At 64.3% G+C, this 19,391-nt stretch carries 17 protein-coding genes and 1 tRNA gene; 12 read left to right on the forward strand and 6 right to left on the reverse strand.

Going from position 1 to position 19,391, the window contains the following annotated elements; translation table 11 throughout:
• The first annotated feature begins 24 nt into the window (after positions 1-24).
• From AC3D24_RS08065 to AC3D24_RS08075, 3 genes are all read left to right on the forward strand, one after another.
• On the forward strand, positions 25-741 hold the full coding sequence (locus tag AC3D24_RS08065) for a phosphocholine cytidylyltransferase family protein (protein WP_489029654.1): 717 nt from the start codon (positions 25-27) through the stop codon (positions 739-741).
• Entirely contained in the window at positions 738-1,868 is a 1,131-nt protein-coding gene (locus tag AC3D24_RS08070) for a hypothetical protein (protein WP_489029656.1), read from the forward strand. Before AC3D24_RS08065 ends, AC3D24_RS08070 begins: the two co-directional genes overlap by 4 nt.
• Before the next feature lie 221 nt (positions 1,869-2,089).
• Positions 2,090-3,214 (forward strand): CDP-alcohol phosphatidyltransferase family protein, encoded by a 1,125-nt coding sequence (locus AC3D24_RS08075; RefSeq protein WP_489029658.1) that lies wholly within the window; start codon positions 2,090-2,092, stop codon positions 3,212-3,214.
• A 180-nt stretch (positions 3,215-3,394) separates the two neighbouring features.
• On the opposite strand, the gene asnB is transcribed toward AC3D24_RS08075, so the two are convergent.
• On the reverse strand, positions 3,395-5,299 hold the full coding sequence (asnB, locus tag AC3D24_RS08080; RefSeq protein WP_489033105.1) for an asparagine synthase (glutamine-hydrolyzing): 1,905 nt from the start codon (positions 5,297-5,299) through the stop codon (positions 3,395-3,397).
• 201 nt (positions 5,300-5,500) lie between these two features.
• On the opposite strand from asnB, the gene AC3D24_RS08085 reads away from it, so the two are divergent.
• The 8 genes from AC3D24_RS08085 (at position 5,501) to AC3D24_RS08120 (ending at position 11,894) form a co-directional block, all read left to right on the forward strand.
• Positions 5,501-6,799 carry a lipopolysaccharide biosynthesis protein gene (locus AC3D24_RS08085; protein WP_489029660.1) on the forward strand — a complete coding sequence of 433 codons (1,299 nt, stop codon included), beginning with the start codon at positions 5,501-5,503 and terminating at the stop codon, positions 6,797-6,799.
• A 122-nt stretch (positions 6,800-6,921) separates the two neighbouring features.
• Positions 6,922-7,386, forward strand: coding sequence for a DUF2141 domain-containing protein (locus AC3D24_RS08090; RefSeq protein ID WP_489029662.1), 465 nt, complete (start codon positions 6,922-6,924; stop codon positions 7,384-7,386).
• A gap of 86 nt (positions 7,387-7,472) precedes the next feature.
• Positions 7,473-8,564 (forward strand): diacylglycerol/lipid kinase family protein, encoded by a 1,092-nt coding sequence (locus AC3D24_RS08095; protein ID WP_489029664.1) that lies wholly within the window; start codon positions 7,473-7,475, stop codon positions 8,562-8,564.
• Positions 8,564-9,466, forward strand: a complete 903-nt coding sequence (locus tag AC3D24_RS08100) for a hypothetical protein (RefSeq protein WP_489029666.1) — start codon at positions 8,564-8,566, stop codon at positions 9,464-9,466. Before AC3D24_RS08095 ends, AC3D24_RS08100 begins: the two co-directional genes overlap by 1 nt.
• Entirely contained in the window at positions 9,463-10,224 is a 762-nt protein-coding gene (locus AC3D24_RS08105; protein WP_489029668.1) for a nucleotidyltransferase family protein, read from the forward strand. Before AC3D24_RS08100 ends, AC3D24_RS08105 begins: the two co-directional genes overlap by 4 nt.
• Before the next feature lie 73 nt (positions 10,225-10,297).
• Positions 10,298-11,068: a 4-hydroxy-tetrahydrodipicolinate reductase gene (dapB, locus tag AC3D24_RS08110; RefSeq protein ID WP_489029670.1), complete on the forward strand. Its 771-nt coding sequence runs from the start codon at positions 10,298-10,300 to the stop codon at positions 11,066-11,068.
• Positions 11,065-11,766, forward strand: a complete 702-nt coding sequence (nth, locus tag AC3D24_RS08115; RefSeq protein ID WP_489029672.1) for an endonuclease III — start codon at positions 11,065-11,067, stop codon at positions 11,764-11,766. Before dapB ends, nth begins: the two co-directional genes overlap by 4 nt.
• 51 nt (positions 11,767-11,817) lie before the next feature.
• Positions 11,818-11,894: transfer RNA gene (locus AC3D24_RS08120), tRNA-Arg, on the forward strand.
• Positions 11,895-13,094: 1,200 nt separating this feature from the next.
• Here the strand turns inward: AC3D24_RS08120 and AC3D24_RS08125 are convergent.
• Positions 13,095-14,165, reverse strand: coding sequence for an IS630 family transposase (locus AC3D24_RS08125; RefSeq protein ID WP_489029674.1), 1,071 nt, complete (start codon positions 14,163-14,165; stop codon positions 13,095-13,097).
• A 308-nt stretch (positions 14,166-14,473) separates the two neighbouring features.
• Between AC3D24_RS08125 and AC3D24_RS08130 the strand changes: the two genes are divergently transcribed.
• The gene (locus AC3D24_RS08130) at positions 14,474-15,640 is read left to right on the forward strand and encodes a nucleotide sugar dehydrogenase (protein WP_489029676.1); all 1,167 of its coding nucleotides are present in this window, start codon (positions 14,474-14,476) and stop codon (positions 15,638-15,640) included.
• Positions 15,641-15,884: 244 nt separating this feature from the next.
• Here AC3D24_RS08130 and AC3D24_RS08135 read toward each other — a convergent pair whose 3' ends face one another.
• The 4 genes from AC3D24_RS08135 to rfbB all read right to left on the reverse strand — a co-directional run bounded on the left by AC3D24_RS08135 (position 15,885) and on the right by rfbB (position 19,389).
• Entirely contained in the window at positions 15,885-16,190 is a 306-nt protein-coding gene (locus AC3D24_RS08135; protein WP_489029678.1) for a hypothetical protein, read from the reverse strand.
• Between the two features lie 360 nt (positions 16,191-16,550).
• The gene (gene rfbA, locus AC3D24_RS08140; RefSeq protein ID WP_489029680.1) at positions 16,551-17,429 is read right to left on the reverse strand and encodes a glucose-1-phosphate thymidylyltransferase RfbA; all 879 of its coding nucleotides are present in this window, start codon (positions 17,427-17,429) and stop codon (positions 16,551-16,553) included.
• Complete coding sequence (rfbD, locus tag AC3D24_RS08145) at positions 17,426-18,337, reverse strand: dTDP-4-dehydrorhamnose reductase (RefSeq protein ID WP_489029682.1); 912 nt, start codon at positions 18,335-18,337, stop codon at positions 17,426-17,428. The genes rfbA and rfbD overlap by 4 nt, the downstream gene beginning before the upstream one ends.
• A complete protein-coding gene (gene rfbB / locus AC3D24_RS08150) occupies positions 18,334-19,389 on the reverse strand; it encodes a dTDP-glucose 4,6-dehydratase (RefSeq protein ID WP_489029684.1) in 1,056 nt (351 codons plus the stop codon). The genes rfbD and rfbB overlap by 4 nt, the downstream gene beginning before the upstream one ends.
• Between the last annotated feature and the right edge of the window lie 2 nt (positions 19,390-19,391).

Raw genomic sequence — 19,391 nt, forward strand, 5'->3', positions numbered from 1 at the left:
ACTTCGCCCGTACAGCCTCACGCCATGAAGGCCATCATCCTTGCCGCGGGCCACGGATCGCGGCTCCTACCACTCACGCTCACCACGCCGAAATGCCTGGTCGAGGTCGGCGGTCGCGCGATCCTCGATCATCAACTCGACGCGGTCGCCGCGGCCGGGTTCGACGGCGCTGTGGTGGTCGGCGGCTACCGGATCGACCAGATCGCGGCGCATCTGAGCGCGCGCGACGGTGGCCTGCCGACCGAGCTCGTCTTCAATCCGTTCTGGGCAATCGCCAACAGCATCGGCAGCGTCTGGGCGGCCCGCGCGTATCTCGACGCGCCGTTCGCGCTGATGAACGGCGACACGGTGTTCGAGCCGACTATCCTCCGCACCGCACTCGGCGGTGACGCAGGCGGTGTGGTGTTACTGGTCGAACCGCTGACCGACGCCGGGCTCGACGACATGCTGGTGGAGGCAGACGGCGACCGCGTGATCGCCGTCGGCAAGCATCTCGTCGGCCATGAGGCGACCGATCGCTCGCTCGGGCTGATCGTGTCGCACGGCGGCTCCGCCTATGCCGAGGCGTTGCGCGCCGTTATCGGCGAGGAGAACGGCATCCACGCGTACCATCACGCCGTCGTCGCGCGCGTGGCACAGGGGCCGGGCGTCCGCGCCGTCCGGATTCCACCGAACGTGCACTGGCAGGAAATCGACCGGCCCGAAGACATCGCGCTCTGGGAACGCGATCACCGGCCATGACCGGCTTTGGCGCGCAGGGAAAAGTCGCGTTCCTGTTTCTCGGCGAGACGCTGCTGATCCCGCATCTCTATCCGATCGTCGAGGCGCTCGCTGCGACCTCGGACGTGCCGATCGAACTCTGGGTGAGCACGTCGGTGCACGAGACGTTGCTGACGCGCTGGACCGCTGCCTTTACGTCAGTCCGCATTCGCCGCGCGCCGGGGTTTCGCGCGGTTGCCGATGACGCCACCGGGCGCAACCCCGTGCTGCCGGCGAAGATGCCGATGCTCCTCCGGCTGCTGCCGTATCTCCGCAGCGCCGCGGTCGTGGTATGTGCCGAGCAGACGAGCCTGTGGCTCCCGCGGCTGTTTCCGATGCGGGCGAAGTTCGTGAAGACCTCGCACGGCGTCGGGTCGATGAGCGCACGGGACGATCCACGACGGCGCGCGGCTGCGTTGACTTTGGTGCCGAGCGAACTGGAGCGGCAGACGTACCTCGATCGCGGGTTCGCTCCGGAGCGGTTCGTCGCGACCGGCTATGTGAAGGCCGATTTCCAGCACCGGACGCACGCCGCGCCGCCGTTCGCGGATACGCGGCCGGTCGTCCTGTATACGCCGCACTGGCAACAGCATCGCTCGTCGTGGTGGCGCTGGGGCGCGGAGGTCGTGCGGCGGATCGTCGCGGACGGGCGCTACAACCTGATCTTCGCGCCGCACCAGCGCCTGGTCGAGAAGGCGCCGGAGGTTTCGGATTTGATGCGCAAGATCGGCGGGTTGCCGCATGTGCACTGCGACATCGACGGGTTCGCGATGGTCGATGGCAGCTATACCGGGATCGCGGACGTGTATCTCGGCGATACGTCGAGCCAAGTGATCGAGTTCCTCATGCGGCCGCGGCCTTGCGTGTTTCTCAATGCGGGGGGCGCCGCATGGGAGGGCGATCCGAACTATGCGATGTGGGTTTGCGGTGAGGTGGTTGGCGATGTTGCGGACGTCGTGACGGCGTTGGATCGGGCTGCGTTGATGCATGCGGAGTATGCGGCGGTTCAGGCGGCGTTTGCGGGGCAGTCGCTCGGGGCGGTCGAGGGGGGCGCGGCGAAAGCGGCGGGGGAGATCCTTCGATTGTTGGAGGCCGCGCCGGCCCGTTAAATCTCCACCACCCCGGCGGATAAACTTCCACCACCCCGGCGGAGGCCGGGGCCCAGTTGGAACGTCCTGAGCAACCGCGCGCAGTCCCATGTTAGCGACGTCCCCCAACTGGGCCCCGGCCTCCGCCGGGGTGGTGGACTTTGTAGGGCCCTGTTCTTGCCGTACTCTCTCGATCGCCTCCCCCTCTCGCTTTCACGACCAGATCGGGTAACGGGTGCGGGATGGTAGATTCTACAGCCCTCACGCCAGCGCTCCGGACCGTCCGGGCGAACGACACGCTGCTCTGGGGCATGACCAATGCCGAGCGGATCCGGCGGATCGGCGTCGCGCAGGGGCTTCCCGGCGACACCGACACCGCGACCGGCCCCGTCATCCTCGCCAACCTCGCCTACGCCTTCGACCCAGTGTGGATCGCGCATCTGAAGTCGCGGCCGGGCACGGTCGTCACGCGCACCGGCGTCCCCGTCCTCGCGCATGTCCGCGACGCCGACGAGCGCGCGCGGATGACCGCGGCGATGCTCGGCGAGGCGCCTTTGGTGACGGGCCTCACCGTGATCGCCGCCGAGGCCGAGGAGGGCATCCTCAACGAGGCGCTGCGCAAGCGCGAACGCCCGTTCGCCGAACTACTCACCCCCGCCGCGGTGCCGGCGATCGAGCGCGCGAGCTATGTCGGCGCGTACAAGGGCGTCACCGACCTGCTGACCAAGTATCTTTGGCCGGAATGGGCGCTGGCGATCACGCGGGTCTGTGCGCGCGCCGGGATCACGCCGAACCAGGTGACTGCGCTCGGATCGGTGCTGTGCATCGTCGCGACGGTGGCGTTCTGGTATGGCTGGTTCTGGACGGGGCTCGCTACGGGCCTGTTCTTCATGGTGCTCGATACCGTCGATGGGAAGCTGGCGCGGTGCACGATCACCTCGTCGAAGCTCGGGAATGCGTGGGATCACGGCGTCGACCTGGTGCATCCGCCATTCTGGTGGTGGGCCTGGGCGGCGGGGTGCGCGCCGTATGGGCGGCCGCTGGAGGACGGCGTGTTCTGGGCGGTGATCGGGACGATGCTGTTCGGCTATGTCGCGCAGCGGCTGATCGAGGGGGCGTTCATCGTCCGGTTCGGGATGCATATTCACGTTTGGGAGCGGTTCGACAGCTGGTTCCGGCTGATCACCGCGCGGCGGAACCCGAACATGGTGATCCTGTTCGCCGGGCTGTTGGTGACGCGGCCGGACTGGGGGATCATCGGGGTCGCGGCGTGGACCGCGATTTCGCTGGTGGTGCACACGGTGCGGCTGGTGCAGGCGATGGTGCGCAAGGCCAAGGGTGAGACGCTGGTGAGCTGGTTGGCTTGACGGCTTCGCGGGGTCGCATACCTACTAACACCGACTTCCCTCCCTTCCGTTCGTCCTGAGTAGCCATCGAGTAGCTGCTCTTGCAGCGTATCGAGAGGGCGTATCGAAGGACAGGTTGGCGCACGGAACCCATGCTTCGATACGCACCCTCGATACGCTTCTGACGAAGCTACTCGGTCGCTACTCAGCACGAACGGAAAGAGGGGTGGGTCGCCCGATCCACCACAGGCAGTAGATCGCCAGCGCGTACAGGAAGCGGCTATGGTCGCGCTTCCCCGCGCGGTGATCGGCGAACACCTTGTCGACCGCGGCGGCGCGCCAGATACCCTGCTCGCGCACGCCGCTGTCGCGCCAGAGCTGCTCCGCATACGCGCCGAAATCGCCTGCAAACCATGCGGCGAGCGGCATCTGGAAACCCTGCTTCCGCCGGTCGAGTATCCCGTCCGGCAACCACGGCGCGATGGCCTGGCGGATCACGTATTTCCCGACCTTGCCCTTCAACTTCATGTCGGCGGGCATCGACAGCGCAAGATCGACCATGCCCTGCCCCAGCATCGGCACGCGCACCTCGAGCGAATGCGCCATGCTCGCGCGGTCGACCTTGGTGAGCATCGCCCCCGGAAGGTTCAGCGCTAGATCGGCAAGTCCGAACTGCTCGAGCGTGTCCGTCGAGATCGCATCGGGATCGGGGAAATATTCCCCACACAGCGCGGCGATCCCGCCTTCCTCCTCGGCGATGAACTCGGCGGAGAATATCTCGCGGCGGAACGCTTCGTTGGTGATCTGCGTCTTGGCGAAGAACCGCGCGATGCCGTTCGGGAGCGCGGCGCTGCCGGTGGTCTTCCGCCAGCGTTGCAGCACCGCGTTCGCATGACGCGACGGCAGCGTCGGCACCGCATCCAACGCCCGTGCCAACCGCCGCAGTGGTGCCGGCAACGCGCCGATCCGCCGCTCGGTCGCGTGGCGCTTGTACCCGAAGAACAGTTCGTCGCCGCCATCGCCCGACAGCGCGACCTTAACCTCCTGCGCGGCGATCTGGCTGACGTACCAGGTCGGCACGGCGGAGGGATCGGCGAACGGCTCGTCATAGCAATGCTGCACCTCGGGCAGCATCGCCTGCGCATCCGCCAGTTCCAGCGTGCGCGTGACGTGCTTGCAGCCAAGGTGCCGCGCGATCGCCTCGGCGTGCGGCGATTCGTCGAAGCGCGGGTCGGGAAAGCCGATCGTGAACGTCCGCACCGGTCGGGCCGAAACTTGCGCCATCGCCGCAACTACCGCCGAGGAGTCCACGCCGCCCGACAGGAACGCGCCGACATCGACGTCCGCGACCATCTGCTTGCCGATCGTGTCGAGCCACTCTTCGCGGAATCGCTCGATCCACTGCGCCTCGGATCGCGGCTCGGCCGGATGATAGGCGGGCGTCCAATAGGCGCGCATCGTCGGCGGACCGCTTGCCTCGACGGTCATCACGTGACCCGGCGGCAAGGTGCGGACCTGCGCGTAGATCGAGCGCGGCGTGCGGACATGCCCGAAGCTGAAATAATCGTGGAGCGCGCGGCGGTCGACGTCGAACGCCATTCCCGGCAGCAAAGTCAGCGTCTTGAGCTCGGAACCGAACGCGAACCCGGCCGCCTGATCGGTATAGTATAGCGGCTTGATCCCGATCGGATCGCGCGCGAGCGTCAGCTTCCGGTCACGCGTATCCCACACCGCGACCGCGAACATGCCGTCGAGCTTCGCCCAGACGTCGTCACCCCAGCGTTCGTAGCCGGCGAGAATCACTTCGGTATCGCCCGCGCTGTCGAACACCCGCCCCAACGCCTGCAACTCGCGTCGCAATTCGCGAAAATTGTAGATTTCGCCGTTGAAGACAAGCGCATAGCGGCCGTCGGGCGAATGGAACGGCTGATGGCCGCCTTCGATGTCGATGATGCTCAACCGGCGCATCCCGAAGCCGAAGTCGCCATCGGTCATCACGCCCTGATCGTCGGGCCCGCGGTGGAGGATCGCGTCGCACTGCGCCGTGATCAGGCGGGGCGAGACGACGCCCCCGCGCCGCGCGTAAAGGCCGGCAATTCCGCAGATGACGAACGATCCTTTGCGTGACGCAGCGCTGCCGCCCGATCGCGCGGGGTCTAGAAGCCGCCTGCCGGTTTGTCACCTGCGCGCGCCTCGACACCGCGCACTTGCCGCATCGACCGACGCGTTATAGGGGCGGCTCAGATGGTTCAGGACCCCGCTTCTACTCCGGCCCCGGCGGCGTCACCGGCTCCGGCAGTATCGACAGTGCGCGCGGGCACGGCCGGGATCTTCCGGGCTGCAGCCCGCAACCTCGGCTGGCTGCTCGCCAGTCGCAGCGTGCTGGCGATCCTGTCGCTCTTCTATCTCGGGTTCGCGACACGGACGCTGGGCGTGGTCGATTTCGGCCGGTTCGCGCTGATCTCGGGTGCGGCGCAGGCGCTCGCGACCTTTGTCGGCTTCCAGACGTGGCAGATCATCGTCCAGTACGGCGTCGAGCCGATCCAGCACGGCGATACGCCGCGGCTCGCGCGGCTGCTGCGGTTGTCGGCCATCCTCGATCTGTGCAGCGCGCTGGTCGGTGCGGTGCTGAGCGTGGGCATCCTGTACGCCTGGAGCGACGGGTTCGGCATCCCGCCCGACCTGATGCGCGACACGCTGATGTTCGCGGTCGTGCAGCTGGTGACGATACGCTCGACCCCGCTCGGCATCCTGCGTCTGCGCGACAAATTCTCGCTGTCCGCGCTCGCCGACAGCATGACGCCGATCATGCGCTTCGTCGGCGCGGGCGCGGCGATCCTGTTCGAACCGACGATCCGCGGCTTCATGATCGCCTGGGCGGTCGCCGAGATCGTGACCGCCGCGACCTATTGGATCATGGTCGCGAAAAGCGGCGACCTGCGCCTGTTGACGGAGGGACGCGGAAGCTGGGCGCAGATCCGTGACGAGAATCCCGGGATCGTGCGTTTCTCGCTCAGCACCAACGCCAGCGCCACGCTTGGCCTGTCGAGCAAGCAGATCCCGCTGCTGCTGGTGGGCGCATCGATCGGCCCGGCCGCTGCCGGCGCGTTCCGCCTCGCGACGCAGCTTGCCCAGGCCTTGGCGAAACTGTCGCAGATGATGTCCCGCGCCGCCTTTCCGGAGATCGTCCGCGCGGTGCGGACCGCGGAGCCTGCGCGTCTGCGCAGGATTCTGGTCCGGACGATGCTCGCCAGCACAGCCGCTGCGCTCGTTATTCTCGCCGTCGTTGCCTTGGTCGGAGAACCGATCCTGAAACTGGTCGGCGGCAAGTCGTTCGGCCATGCCTATCCGGTCCTCCTGTGGCTCGCGGCGGCCGGATGTTTCGACCTCGCCACAGTCAGCCTCGACACGGTGATGACCGCGCTGCACCGCGCCGGCACGGTGTTTGCAATCCGCGCTATCGGTGTGCTGCTGCTGTTCGTCACCGCCTTCGCGCTGATGCCGACCTATGATTCGACCGGCGTCGCCGCCGCCGTCGCGGTCGGATCGGTCGCTGTTGCGATCCTGCTTGGGTTTGCCGCCGCTCGGATGACTCGCCCCCGGTAAGTGTTGCGGAGGCGACTGCCGATGCGCCGAATGGGGCGGCGGACACGATAAAGGCGGCGTTCACATCGCCACTGTCATCGGGGCGCCCCGCTATCGCCACTTTTCCGGGTCTTTATCCGCCGATGAAATACGCACTATCCCTGGGGCTCGGCGCGCTTGCCGCTATCCTCGTACCGGCTCAGGCGGGCGCGGCCGAAACGTGCGAGGGCACGCCCGGCAACGGCAATGCCAAGCTGGTGGTCGAGGCGACGACGATGCACAACGCGGTCGGCGAGGTCGCCTTTACGGTGTACCCCGACGACAAGGGACGTTTTCTGTCGAAGGGCGGCAAGCTGGTACGGGCTCGGGTCGCAGCCGCGTCGCCCCGCGCGTGCTTCTGGTTGAAGCCGGGTTATTACGCGATCGCGCAATATCACGACGAGAACAGCGATCACGATTTCAACCGCACGTTGTTCATGCCCAAGGAGGGTTTCGGCTTCTCCAACGACGCGCCGACCGCCGTCGGGCTGCCGTCCTTCGAAGCGGTTCGAACGGCGCTTCCGGCATCGGGAACAGTCGTGCGGATGAAGATGCGATACCGCCGATAGGACGAACCAGCCGCGATCGACGCGGAACCGAAATCTTCCTGACATAAATTTGTAGCGGTAACGTGCCGTGACGGGTAGTTTGTATTGTGGCTGATGCTGTTTCCAATTTCCAGGCCTTTGGCGGGCCTTCCCTCGTGCCCTCGGCGCTGTCGCCGACAGCATGGCTGCCCGACGCCGTGACCGAACCATCCGAGCGCAACGGCGTCAGTCCGCGCGACGCTGCGGCGCGGATCCGCACGGGGATCATCTGCAACCCCAAGAGCCACCGTAACCGCAGTAGCGTCGAGGCGACCAAGCCCTTTCTGTCGGGCACCGTGCTTGCCGTGACGCCGCGTACACAGGCCGAGCTTGCCGACGTGCTGACCGACTTTGCGCGTCACGGCATCGAATTGCTGGTGATCGATGGCGGCGACGGTACGATTCGCGACGTGATGACGGCCGCCGCCCGCGTCTGGACCGGCCGCGCACCGCGCGTCGCGATCGTGCCGTCGGGCAAGACCAACGCGCTCGCGCTCGACCTCGGCATTCCCGATACCTGGACGCTCGACCAGGCTTTGACCGCGGCGCGCGACGGCAACGTCAAGGTGCGGAGCCCGATAGAGATCGTCCGCAAGGACAATGGCACGCGACTCCACGGCTTCCTGTTCGGCGCCGGCGCGTTCGTGCAGGCGACAGCCCTGGCCCAGCGCACGCACCGTGCGGGCGCTTTCAACGGCGTCGCAGTCGGCTTGGCGCTGTGCTGGGCTATCCTGCAGACATTGTTCGGTGGCGCTAACAGCGCTTGGCGCGCCGGCACCCGGATGCGGATCCGCTTTCAGGGGGGCGACGTCACGGGCGCGCATGCCCCCGGCGCCAATGTGGAGACGGACCGCGCACGCTATCTAATGCTCGCCTCGACTCTGAAACGCATGCCGGTTGGCATTCGCCCGTTCGGCGTGCCGCGCGCCGGGCTCAAGACCCTCGTCGTCGATGCACCGCCACGATGGCTGGCCGCCGCGACGCCGCTGATCGTTGCCGGCTCGTCTGCCGCCTGGCTCGATCGCGCAGGGTATCACAGGATCGATGCGCCCTCGATGGACCTCTCCATGGACTCGGGCTTCATCCTCGACGGCGAAGTCTATCCGGGCGGCGACCTGATCGTGCGCGAAGGCAAGTCGATCCGCTTCGTCGTCCCGTGATGACGCTCGACGATGTCGTCCGGCACCAGCTTCGAGCGTCGACGATTCCCGCGGTCCGCGACGTGGCGGCGCTGCTCGCCGAACCGGCCGGCGTCGTTGCGATCCTGTTCTACGGCTCAAATCTGCGCACCGGCGCGACCGAGGGCGTGCTCGATTTCTACGTCCTGACCGAAGGACCACCCGAGCGCGGCATCTGGCCGACTGTCAGCTACCGCGAGTTCGATCTGCACGGTGGGCGGCTGCGCGCCAAGATCGCGACGATGCGGCTCACGACCTTCGCCAAGGCCGCTGCCGCACGTACGCTCGACACGACCATCTGGACGCGGTTCGTCCAGCCATCGGCGCTGGTCTGGGTCCGTGATCCCTCGACGAACGACGCGGTCGTGACGGCGATCGCCGACGCGGCGAAATCGGCCGCGCGGTTCGCCGCCGCGCTGGGCCCCCGGAGCGGCACCGCGGACGACTATTGGCGGGCGCTGTTCCGCCAGACCTACGCTGCCGAACTCCGCGTCGAACGCAAGGGCCGCGAGGGACAGATCCTCGGCTTCGACCCAGACCGCTACGCCGCGCTCCTGCCGCTTGCTTGGGCTGCGGACGGCATCGCGTTTTCAGACGAGGCGGACGCGCTTCGACCGACGCTGGCCGAGTCCCGGCGGGCGCACCTGTTGCGCGCATGGCGTAACCGTCGCCGTGCAGGCAAGCCGATCAACATCGTCCGGCTCGTCCGCGCGGCCTTCACCTTCGAAGGCGCGGCCCGCTACGGCGCCTGGAAGGTCGAGCGCCACACCGGGATCCCCGTGCCGCTGACCCCGTGGCGCGAAAAGCATCCGATCCTCGCCGCGCCCGGCGTCTTCTGGCGGGTCTGGCGCGCGCGCACGAACGAGGCTGCGAAACCGGCATGACCGACGGTTTCAGCGCGCTGATCCTCGCCGGCTCGCGCGGGGGCGTCGATCCGGTCGCGGCGTATGGCGACGCGACGCACAAGGCGCTGATCCTGCTCGATGGCCAGACCTTGCTCGCTCGCGTTGCCCGGTCGTTGCGAGACGCCGGCGCGAGCCGGATCGCGGTCTCGGTCTCCGACGACGCGGTCCGCGCCCATGCGACCGAACTCGGCCTCACCGTGCTCACCGCGGCGGCGGGCCCCAGCCTCAGCGTCCGCGAAGGTATCGAGGCGCTCGGCACACCGCTGCTCGTCACGACCGCGGACCATGCGCTGCTTCAGCCTGAATGGATCACGCGCTTTCTCGCCGATGCCCCCCCGGGCGCGGATGTCGCGGCGCTGCTCGCGCGCCAGGACGTGATCGAGGCCGCGGCACCCGGCACGCGTCGCACGTATCTGCGCTTTGCCGACGGCGCATGGTCGGGGTGCAACCTGTTCCACTTCGCCACGCCGCGCTCCGTCGCCGCGCTCGATCTCTGGGCGCAGGTGGAGGCGGATCGCAAACGGCCCTGGCGGATCGTTCGCCGCCTCGGCGTCGGCACGCTGCTTCGATATGTCTCGGGCCGCCTGACGCTGGTCGCGGCGATCGCGCATCTCGGACGCCTCGTCGGGCTTAACGCGGCGGCTGTCTCGACGCCATTCGGCCTCGCAGCCGTCGACGTCGACAAACCCGCCGATCTCGATCTGGTCCGGATGCTGACGGCCCGCGCGCCGCGCTAAAACCGCAAAGAAATTACCCTGGGCTATCGTTCGCCCCTGTCCCCGACTCGGCGCTTGGTGCAAAGCCTGCGCCATGCAGACGACCGCGCCCCAACCCGCCCCGCACGCCATCGGTGCGCCCTCGATCGGTATCTATGGTAGTGCCGGACGCATGGGCCGCGCGATCGTCGAGGCGATCGAAGCCGCCGGTGCGTCGCTCGCGGGTGGCGTCGATGCCCGCGAAGATCCCAACCCCCTCGCGCAGATCGCCGATGTGCTGGTCGACTTCTCGACCGCGTCGGCCGTCGCAGCGCATCTCACCGCCGCGCGCGCTGCCGGTACCGCGATCGTCATCGGCACGACCGGCCTGTCGCCGCAGCATCAGTCAATGATCGACGAGGCTGCGCAGGACATCGCGATCCTGCAGACCGGCAACACGTCGCTCGGGGTGACGCTGCTGGGCATCTTGGTTCGCGAGGCCGCCGCACGCCTCGGCGCCGATTGGGACGTAGAGATCGTCGAGATGCATCACCGCCACAAGGTCGATGCACCATCGGGCACGGCATTGCTGCTCGGCGACGCCGCCGCCAAGGGCCGCGGGTCCTCGCTGTCCGAACTTCGGGTCGACAGCCGCGCTGGCCTGGTCGGCGCGCGCACCGAGGGCACGATCGGCTTCGCATCGCTGCGCGGCGGGTCGGTGATCGGCGATCACAGCGTGATCTTCGCGGGCGAAGGCGAGCGGATCGAACTCAACCACCGGGGCGACGATCGCTCGATCTTCGCGCGCGGCGCAGTCCGTGCGGCGATCTGGCTCGCTGGCCAGCCCGCTGGACGTTACCGTATGGGCGACGTGCTCGGACTGTGAAGAAGGCGGACGTCATCGCGTTCTACGCGCGTTTGGCCGAGGCCGATCCGCATCCGGAAACCGAGCTCGAATTCGTCAATCCCTATACGCTGGTGGTCGCCGTCGCGTTGTCGGCGCAGGCTACCGACGTCGGGGTCAACAAGGCCACGCGCGCGCTGTTCCGCGAGGTCGACACGCCGGAAAAGATGGTCGCGCTGGGGCTCGACGCACTGAAGCGCCACATCAAGACGATCGGCCTGTTTAACACCAAGGCGAAGAACGTCATCGCGCTATCGCAGATGCTGATCGACGATTTCGGCGGTTACGTGCCTGCCGATCGCGAATCGCTCGAACGCCTGCCCGGCGTTGGCCGCAAGACCGCCAACGTCGTGATGAACGTCGCGTTCGGCGCGGAGACGTTCGCGGTCGACACGCACATCTTTCGCGTCGGCAACCGCACCGGCCTCGCGCGCGGCAAGACACCGCTGGCGGTCGAACTGAAGCTCGACAAGGCCACGCCGCAGCCGTTCCGCCTGCACGCCCATCACTGGCTGATCCTGCACGGCCGCTATGTCTGCAAGGCGCGGACACCCGAATGCTGGCGCTGCATCGTCAGCGACCTATGCGCCTACAAGCCCAAGACGCCGCTCCCGAAGAGCAGGTCGGTCGCGAGCACACCAACGGGGATGACCGCCGATCCAGCAACCGGCGAGCCCTGAACGCGAAAACGGCTGGCGCACCCGGTTGCGCTTTGCTAGGCGAGCCGTCCGGCACCCGTAGCTCAGCTGGATAGAGCGCTGCCCTCCGAAGGCAGAGGCCACTGGTTCGAATCCAGTCGGGTGCACCATCTTTTCAATGGTTTAGGTCGACGCTAGTTTGGTCGTACGGAAAATATACGGAAAATCTACATTCTTGGCACTATGCCTACCCTGTCTGGTGCCACCTGATTCGCGGAGGGTCTGAACCGTTTACTGACCCCACCGCGCGTTGAGCGTGTCGCTCGTCGCCCGCTGATCCGGCGTTGGTTGCAATCATATCTGATGGCGCAGGGCGCACTGATCGCTGCGGCATTTCGTATAGAATCGGTACTGGCGTCCAATTTCCGTACAATCGAGGCGCAGGCGCGCGAGATACATCAGCTCCTCGGCAAGAAGGTCATTAAGAACGAGCTGCTCTTCGAGGTCGTGTCCGGCGCCGCAGGCCCAAACTGCTGTTGTGCTCAACATCGTCGCCGCGGGATGGACAGTGAGCGCGGTTGCAGAGGCGGTCGACGCACAGCCCTCCCTACAGAACCTGCATCATGTGAGGACCGTAATCGAGTGATTACGCTCACCAGCGCGTCGCGAATATCTGGCCGCGCATTATCGTCTTTCAGCAGAGTATGAACGTTGGAGAGCAGGCATGTCGCAGTAGCTGCTGATCAACCACTGCTGGTGATCATCCAGCCGCAAGATCGTGATCATCGCCTTCGGATGGATCTTTCACCCAAACTCGCTCACATATTATTGGTATCGACAGGAAATAGAGTAGGCGATGATGGTCTCGAACCGCCGACGTTCTCAGTGTAAACGAGGGGTTGCTACACCTTCGCCTCCTTGAGGTGCGTTCCAGCATTGGGGCACATCACGAACGTACGTAAAACATTATTGGTTTCTGCTGTCCATCTGCTGACCACCAAAACATCTCTCTATTGGTATTCTGATGATCGCCCTTGCCCACCTCGCTTGAGGTCGAGCTTCAGCTCGGAGGGAAGGTTGAACAACTCGGCTGCATGCTCGCGAACACATCCTTCCCGCCCCGCATCCTTGTAGGTGGGAGCTCTCCGCAACGACGAATCGGATGGTGAGGCCATCACGCAGAAGTAGGTCTGGCCGCAGATGAACGAACACCCGTTTCCAACGCCGGCTGCGGCCAGACGAAGCTTCGAAGCATGTGGTACGGGCTACAATCCCGTACGTCCGCACAGCAGTCTTGGGTGCTGGCACCCGCCGATTTTTACAAAACGCCCGCGCCAAGAGCATATGGATAACGAAGCTAGTGCACCAAGTCAGACAGAAGGTGCAGGCAGCCTAGCGAGTTTATCGAAGATTTCAGCAGCGGGCTTGGTCCAGACGAAGGGCTTGGGGTCGGCGTTGTGTTCTTTGAGGTAGCGTTTGATGGCAGCCTGAAGATCAACGATGCCGCTGAAGGCGCCGCGCCGCAGCCGCTGTCGAGTGAGGATTGAGAAGAAGCCTTCAACGGCATTGAGCCAGGAGGCCGATGTCGGTGTGAAGTGGAAGGTCCACCGCGGATGGCGACCGAGCCAGGCTTTGACCTTGGGGTGCTTGTGGGTGCCGTAATTGTCCATGATAGCGTGGACGTCCTTCCCGGCGGGAACTTCACGTTCGATGGTATTGAGGAAGCGAATGAACTCCTGATGGCGGTGCTGCTGCATGCAGCGGCCGATCACCGCGCCATCGAGGATGTTGAGGGCGGCGAACAAGGTCGTGGTCCCATGTCGCTTGTAGTCGTGGGTCATGGTGCCGCATTTACCGAGCTTGAGCGGCAGACCCGGCTGGGTGCGATCGAGCGCCTGGATTTGGGACTTCTCGTCGATCGACAGCACCAAGGCGTGGGCCGGCGGCTGCATGTATAGGCCCACGACGTCTTCTACCTTGGCGGCAAAAGCCGGGTCCCTCGAGCGCTTGAATGTCCGGATGCGGTGCGGCTGAAGCCGGTTGGCAGCCCAGATCCGCTGGATCGTGCTCAAGGAAACGCTCATCACCTTCGCCATGGCCCGTCCGGTCCAATGCGTGGCCTCCCCTGGCGGCTCAGCACAGGTCAGTGCCAGAACCTTGGCAACCACAGCTGTGGCGAGCGGCGCTGTGCCGGGCGGGCGTGTCTTGTCGCGCAGCAACCCTTCCACGCCTTGTTCGGCAAAGCGGGCCTGCCAGCGCCAGACTGCTGGTCGACTGGCACCGGTCCGCCGCGCTACCTCCTGCACGGTCAACCTCTGGGACGAGGCTAAAACGATCCTGGCGCGCTGGGCGTGCTTTAGCGCCCGGTTCCGATCGGCGACGATCGCCTCCAACCGAGCCACGTCTTCAGGATTCACGATCACGCATACAGTCTGGGACATCCGCACAGACTCGCACGCCGCAGCCCAATTGTGAATCACTCGAGTGGGTCAGTGCACTAGGTTATCAGCGGCCTGAAAACGGGGAGCAGGTCATAGTCCAACACAGACTGCCATGTCATTCCTTGGAAAGATCGAACCTACGCTTCATTGTGCAGATGCAGCATAAACGCGTTGACGTGTTTCACCGTAATGGAGATGACAATGCGAACACGCGGCGGGGGCTATATGACGAGAATAAGCGAAGGCTTACGGGAACCACAGGGCGCATTCCCGCTTGTCCATCATGATCAAGATTGGATCAGATCTCTATGAAAATCGCAGTCTTTGGTCTTGGTTATGTTGGGCTTTCCAACGCCGTTCTCCTGGCACAGCACAACGAAGTGGTTGCCGTCGACATTGCAGTTGCGCGCATCGAGATGCTCAACGCTCGCAAGTCGCCGATAATCGACGCGGAATTAGAGAATTTTCTCGCCACCAGACCGCTAAACCTTACCGCGACGCTAGATCCGCAACAGGCCCTTGCCGGCGCCGACTACGTGATCGTCGCTACACCGACGAACTACGACACCGAGACAAACAAGTTCGACACGTCATCGGTGGAGGCAGTGATCCAAACGACGATCGCGGCAAATCCTGGAGCCACGATCGTAGTAAAATCGACTGTCCCTGTTGGTTTCGTGAACGAAATACGAGCACGTTTTGCGACTGACCAAATCATCTTCAGTCCCGAGTTCCTACGCGAGGGCAGAGCACTTTACGACAACCTGCACCCTTCACGAATCATCGTCGGCGAGCGTTCTAAGCGGGCAGAAGTTTTCGCCAACCTGCTCTTGAATGGTGCAGAAAAAAGAGATGTAGAAATCCTCTTTACCGATGCCAACGAGGCAGAGGCGATCAAGCTTTTTGCCAACACCTACCTTGCTATGCGCGTTGCTTTTTTCAATGAACTTGACAGCTATGCGATTGCCGGTGGCATGGACTCCCGCCAGATCATCGATGGGATAGGCCTCGATCCGCGTATTGGCAGGCATTACAACAACCCAAGTTTTGGCTATGGTGGCTATTGTCTGCCAAAGGATACCAAGCAGCTACTGGCGAACTATTCCGAGGTGCCGCAGAACCTTATCCGCGCGATCGTCGATGCCAATCGTACTCGTAAAGATTTTTTGGCCGATCAGATAATTGCGCGGAAGCCTGACAAGGTGGGTGTTTTTCGCTTGGTAATGAAGGCAGGCTCCGACAATTTTCGCGCATCCTCGATTCAAGGCCTCATGAAACGGATCAAGGCAAAGGGTATAGAAGTTGAGATTTTCGAGCCTACCATGGAAGACGATTACTTTTTTGGCTCACGCGTCGTTCGAGATCTTCTTACTTTCAAACAAAGCTGTGACATTATAATTTCAAATCGTATGGCAGATGTTCTCGAAGACGTAAAAATCAAGGTCTTTACCCGGGATTTATTTGGGTCTGACTGAACATAACGACGTAAAGAGGGGGTGAGGGGCACTCGTCGATATCGCTTTTGCTTAACACCCCTCATTCAAGCCGTAGCCAATCCTCGTCGTAGTTCACGGGAATCGACCCAATGTGGGCACCCGCCCAGAGCGCTGCGTCATCCAGCAGGAAGATTCGTATCACTAAGCCCAAGCGCGGATCGGACGACCGGACGATTAGTGCGTCGTTTTGCGTCTGGCGTGCGGCCCGGTCTACGATCGCCATCTAGTCGCCGAGGTTTGTCGCGGTTGGGCCAAGCAGTAGCTGCGGTCGCTCGTTGGCGAACGTCAGGTCGAATACGGGGCCGATGCGATCGATAGACCAGGGTGCCTGCCAGCATGCCGACGATGACGGTGGGAAACGTAATAAGGGCTCAAAAATACATATGGCCTCAATACACTGGGCCACCTCCGGGCGCTCCACGTCACGGCCGCCAGCGCGGAGGATCGCCGCGGTGCCGAGCAGGCCAAGCGAGACCTTCCGAACTGTCACCAGCGACATTGTCGAGCTTGCCTTGTCGATCAAGTCCATACCGGCGAGCGCACCTTTAACGTTACCGCTAAACACGGTACTGCGTTCGAGTCATCAAACTGCCCCGAGTAAAACCCGGCTTTGTCTCCTGCCACGGCGGCGCAGAGTCACTGAGCGGTCATTCGCACGGGCAACCCGCTTCCGCGCCTCGTTAAACATAGTGAACGCCATGCCAAAACACTCGAAAGATGACGTTGCCTTCGCCCGACTTATGATGAAATAGGCTGTCGCCGTCGCCGTGGGTTTTAAATGCCTCTAGCCTACGTAATGCGAGCCTGTGCACAAAGATGATCGTTCGGTAACCGCCGCCTACAGGCTCACTATACCTAAATACTGTAGGCTATCATCCTATCGAACCAGTCACGACGCCTCGCTGTCCGCGATCGCGTTCAGGATTGCCTTACCGTAATTGGTCTTCTTGAAGCGCTCCCCGGCTTCACGCGCCTGAGCGACAGTGATGAAGCCTTGGTGGAACGCGATCTCTTCAAGGCAAGCGACCTGGATACCCTGGCGGTGCTGGATCGTGCGGACGAACTCCGAGGCCTCGAGCAGGCTGTCGTGGGTGCCGGTGTCGAGCCAGGCATAACCGCGGCCCATCTGTTCGACGAACAGGTCGCCGGCGCCCATGTAGAGGCGGTTGAGATCGGTGATCTCGAGTTCGCCGCGCGCCGAAGGCTTCAGATCTCGTGCGAGCTGGACGATGCGATTGTCGTAGAAATAGAGGCCGGTGACCGCATGGTTCGACTTGGGGGCCTCGGGCTTCTCCTCGAGGCTGATCGCCTTGCCGCCTTCGCCGAACTCGACGACGCCGTAGCGCTCGGGATCCTCGACGCGGTAGGAGAACACCGTCGCGCCGCTCTTGCGCTCGACTGCGCTCGCCAGCAGGTCGGTCAGGTGGGCGCCGAAGAAGATGTTGTCGCCGAGCACCAGCGCGACATTGTCGTCGCCGATGAAGTCCGCACCGATCGTGAACGCCTGGGCGAGGCCTTCGGGCTTGGGCTGTTCGGCATAGGCGATCATCAGGCCAAGTGCCGAGCCATCACCGAACAGATTTTTGTAATTGCCGATATATTCCGGGCTGGAGATGATCAGGATATCGCGGATGCCGGCGAGCATCAGCACCGACAGCGGGTAATAGATCATCGGCTTGTCGTAGACCGGCAGCAGCTGCTTGTTGACCGCTAGCGTCGCCGGATGGAGGCGCGTGCCCGAACCGCCTGCGAGAATGATGCCCTTCACGCGCGTGTCTCCTTGTTGGATGCCCCGAGCAGTTCGTCGAGGATATTGCCGAGCGCGGTCTGCCACGCCGGTGGATGGATGCCGTAGTCGCGGGTGATCGCGTCATGGCTCAGCAGCGAATTGGCCGGCCGTGTCGCCGGCGTCGGGTATTCGGCGGTGGTAATGCCCTGCACCTCGGTGCTGGCCCCGCCACGTGCGGCGCTCTGCGCGAAGATCTCGCGGGCGAAGCCGGCCCAGGTCACAGCACCGGCGTTACTGAAGTGATAGGTCCCGGTCGGGGCAGCTTGATCCTCCACGAGACGCATCGTGATCGTCGCGAGCGCTGCTGCGAGATCGGTCGCCGATGTCGGGCTGCCGTGCTGGTCATCGACCACGCGCAGGGTAGGATTGTTCGCGCCGACGCGGAGCATCGTCTTGATGAAGTTGTTGCCGTGCGCGCTGACCACCCAGGCGGTGCGGACGATTGCGTGTCGTGCGCCCGAGGTGCGAACCGCCAGTTCGCCACCGAGCTTCGAGGCGCCGTAGACACCGAGCGGGGCAACCGGATCGGTCACCTCCCACGCGCCATCGCGCGCACCGTCGAAGACATAGTCGGTCGAGACTTGGACGATCGGGATGCCGGCCTTCGCGCAGCTTTCAGCAAACGCCGCAGGTGCCATCGCGTTGACGGCCCAGGCGGTGACGATGTCGCTCTCGGCCTTGTCGACGGCCGTGTAGGCACCAGCCGAGATCACCGCCGCCCAGGGCTGCGACGCAACCATCGCGGTAATCGCGGCGGTATTGCGCAGGTCGAGTTCGTCGATATCGATCGCGGTGACTGCCCAGCCGTCGGGCCAAGCATAGCGCTTCAGCTCGGTGCCGAGCTGGCCGTTACCGCCGGTAACGAGGATCTGTTTCACGTCGCTCATACGGAAAGCCCGCGGCGCTGGTCGGCCTTGTGCTCCGCGACGATGGTTTCCCACCAGCCCTGATTGTCGAGATACCAGGCAACGGTCTTCTCGATGCCGGTCTCGAACGTCTCAGTGAGCTCCCAACCAAGCTCGTTCTTGATCCGGCTCGCGTCGATCGCATAGCGTTTGTCGTGCCCCGGACGGTCGGCGACGTAGGCGATCTGCGTTGCGTAGGACTGGCCATCGGCACGCGGACGTAGGCGATCGAGGATTGCGCAGACGGTCTTCACGACTTCGAGGTTCTGCTTCTCGTTGTTCCCGCCGACATTGTAGGTCCGGCCCGGCTCGCCCTTTTCGAACACCGCGTGCAGCGCGCGGACGTGATCCTCCACATACAGCCAGTCGCGGATCTGATCGCCCTTGCCGTAGACCGGCAGGGCGGCACCCGCGAGCGCCTTGACGATCATCAGCGGGATGAGCTTTTCGGGGAAGTGATACGGCCCGTAATTGTTCGAGCAGTTGGTGATCAGCACCGGCAGCCCGAACGTGTGGCCCCAGGCGCTGACGAGATGGTCGGAGCCCGCCTTCGACGCCGAGTAAGGCGAGCGCGGATCGTACGGCGTCTCTTCGGTGAACAGCCCGGTCTCGCCGAGCGAGCCGTAGACTTCGTCGGTCGAGATATGATGAAAGCGGAACGCAGCCTTCGCCCCGTCATCGAGCCCGAGCCAATAGGCGCGCGCCTCGCTCAGCATCGTGAAGGTGCCGACGACGTTGGTCTGCACGAACGCACCGGGCCCGTCGATCGAACGGTCGACATGGCTTTCGGCGGCCAGATGCGTGACGATCTCGGGCTTGAACTCGGCGATCGCGGCCTTGACGGCCTCGGCGTCGCAGATGTCGCCCTGGACGAACCGGTAGCGGTTCGAGTTCGCGACGCGCTCGACCGTCGACAGCGTGCCGGCATAGGTCAGCTTGTCGAAGTTGAGGACCTCATGGTCGGTGTTTTCGATCAGGTGACGGACGAGAGCCGAGCCGATGAAACCGGCCCCGCCGGTGACGAAGATGCGCATGA

It is taken from the genome of Sphingomonas sp. SL1004 (assembly GCF_057815015.1).

Bases quoted from the DNA above. Each gene is read 5' to 3' on its own strand.
- AC3D24_RS08065 (WP_489029654.1), top strand. From the start codon at position 25: ATGAAGGCCATCATCCTTGCCGCGGGCCACGGATCGCGGCTCCTACCA.
- AC3D24_RS08070 (WP_489029656.1), top strand. From the start codon at position 738: ATGACCGGCTTTGGCGCGCAGGGAAAAGTCGCGTTCCTGTTTCTCGGC.
- AC3D24_RS08075 (WP_489029658.1), top strand. From the start codon at position 2,090: ATGGTAGATTCTACAGCCCTCACGCCAGCGCTCCGGACCGTCCGGGCG.
- AC3D24_RS08090 (WP_489029662.1), top strand. From the start codon at position 6,922: ATGAAATACGCACTATCCCTGGGGCTCGGCGCGCTTGCCGCTATCCTC.
- AC3D24_RS08100 (WP_489029666.1), top strand. From the start codon at position 8,564: ATGACGCTCGACGATGTCGTCCGGCACCAGCTTCGAGCGTCGACGATT.
- AC3D24_RS08105 (WP_489029668.1), top strand. From the start codon at position 9,463: ATGACCGACGGTTTCAGCGCGCTGATCCTCGCCGGCTCGCGCGGGGGC.
- dapB (WP_489029670.1), top strand. From the start codon at position 10,298: ATGCAGACGACCGCGCCCCAACCCGCCCCGCACGCCATCGGTGCGCCC.
- AC3D24_RS08125 (WP_489029674.1), bottom strand. From the start codon at position 14,165: ATGTCCCAGACTGTATGCGTGATCGTGAATCCTGAAGACGTGGCTCGG.
- AC3D24_RS08130 (WP_489029676.1), top strand. From the start codon at position 14,474: ATGAAAATCGCAGTCTTTGGTCTTGGTTATGTTGGGCTTTCCAACGCC.
- AC3D24_RS08135 (WP_489029678.1), bottom strand. From the start codon at position 16,190: ATGGACTTGATCGACAAGGCAAGCTCGACAATGTCGCTGGTGACAGTT.
- rfbD (WP_489029682.1), bottom strand. From the start codon at position 18,337: ATGAGCGACGTGAAACAGATCCTCGTTACCGGCGGTAACGGCCAGCTC.
- rfbB (WP_489029684.1), bottom strand. From the start codon at position 19,389: ATGCGCATCTTCGTCACCGGCGGGGCCGGTTTCATCGGCTCGGCTCTC.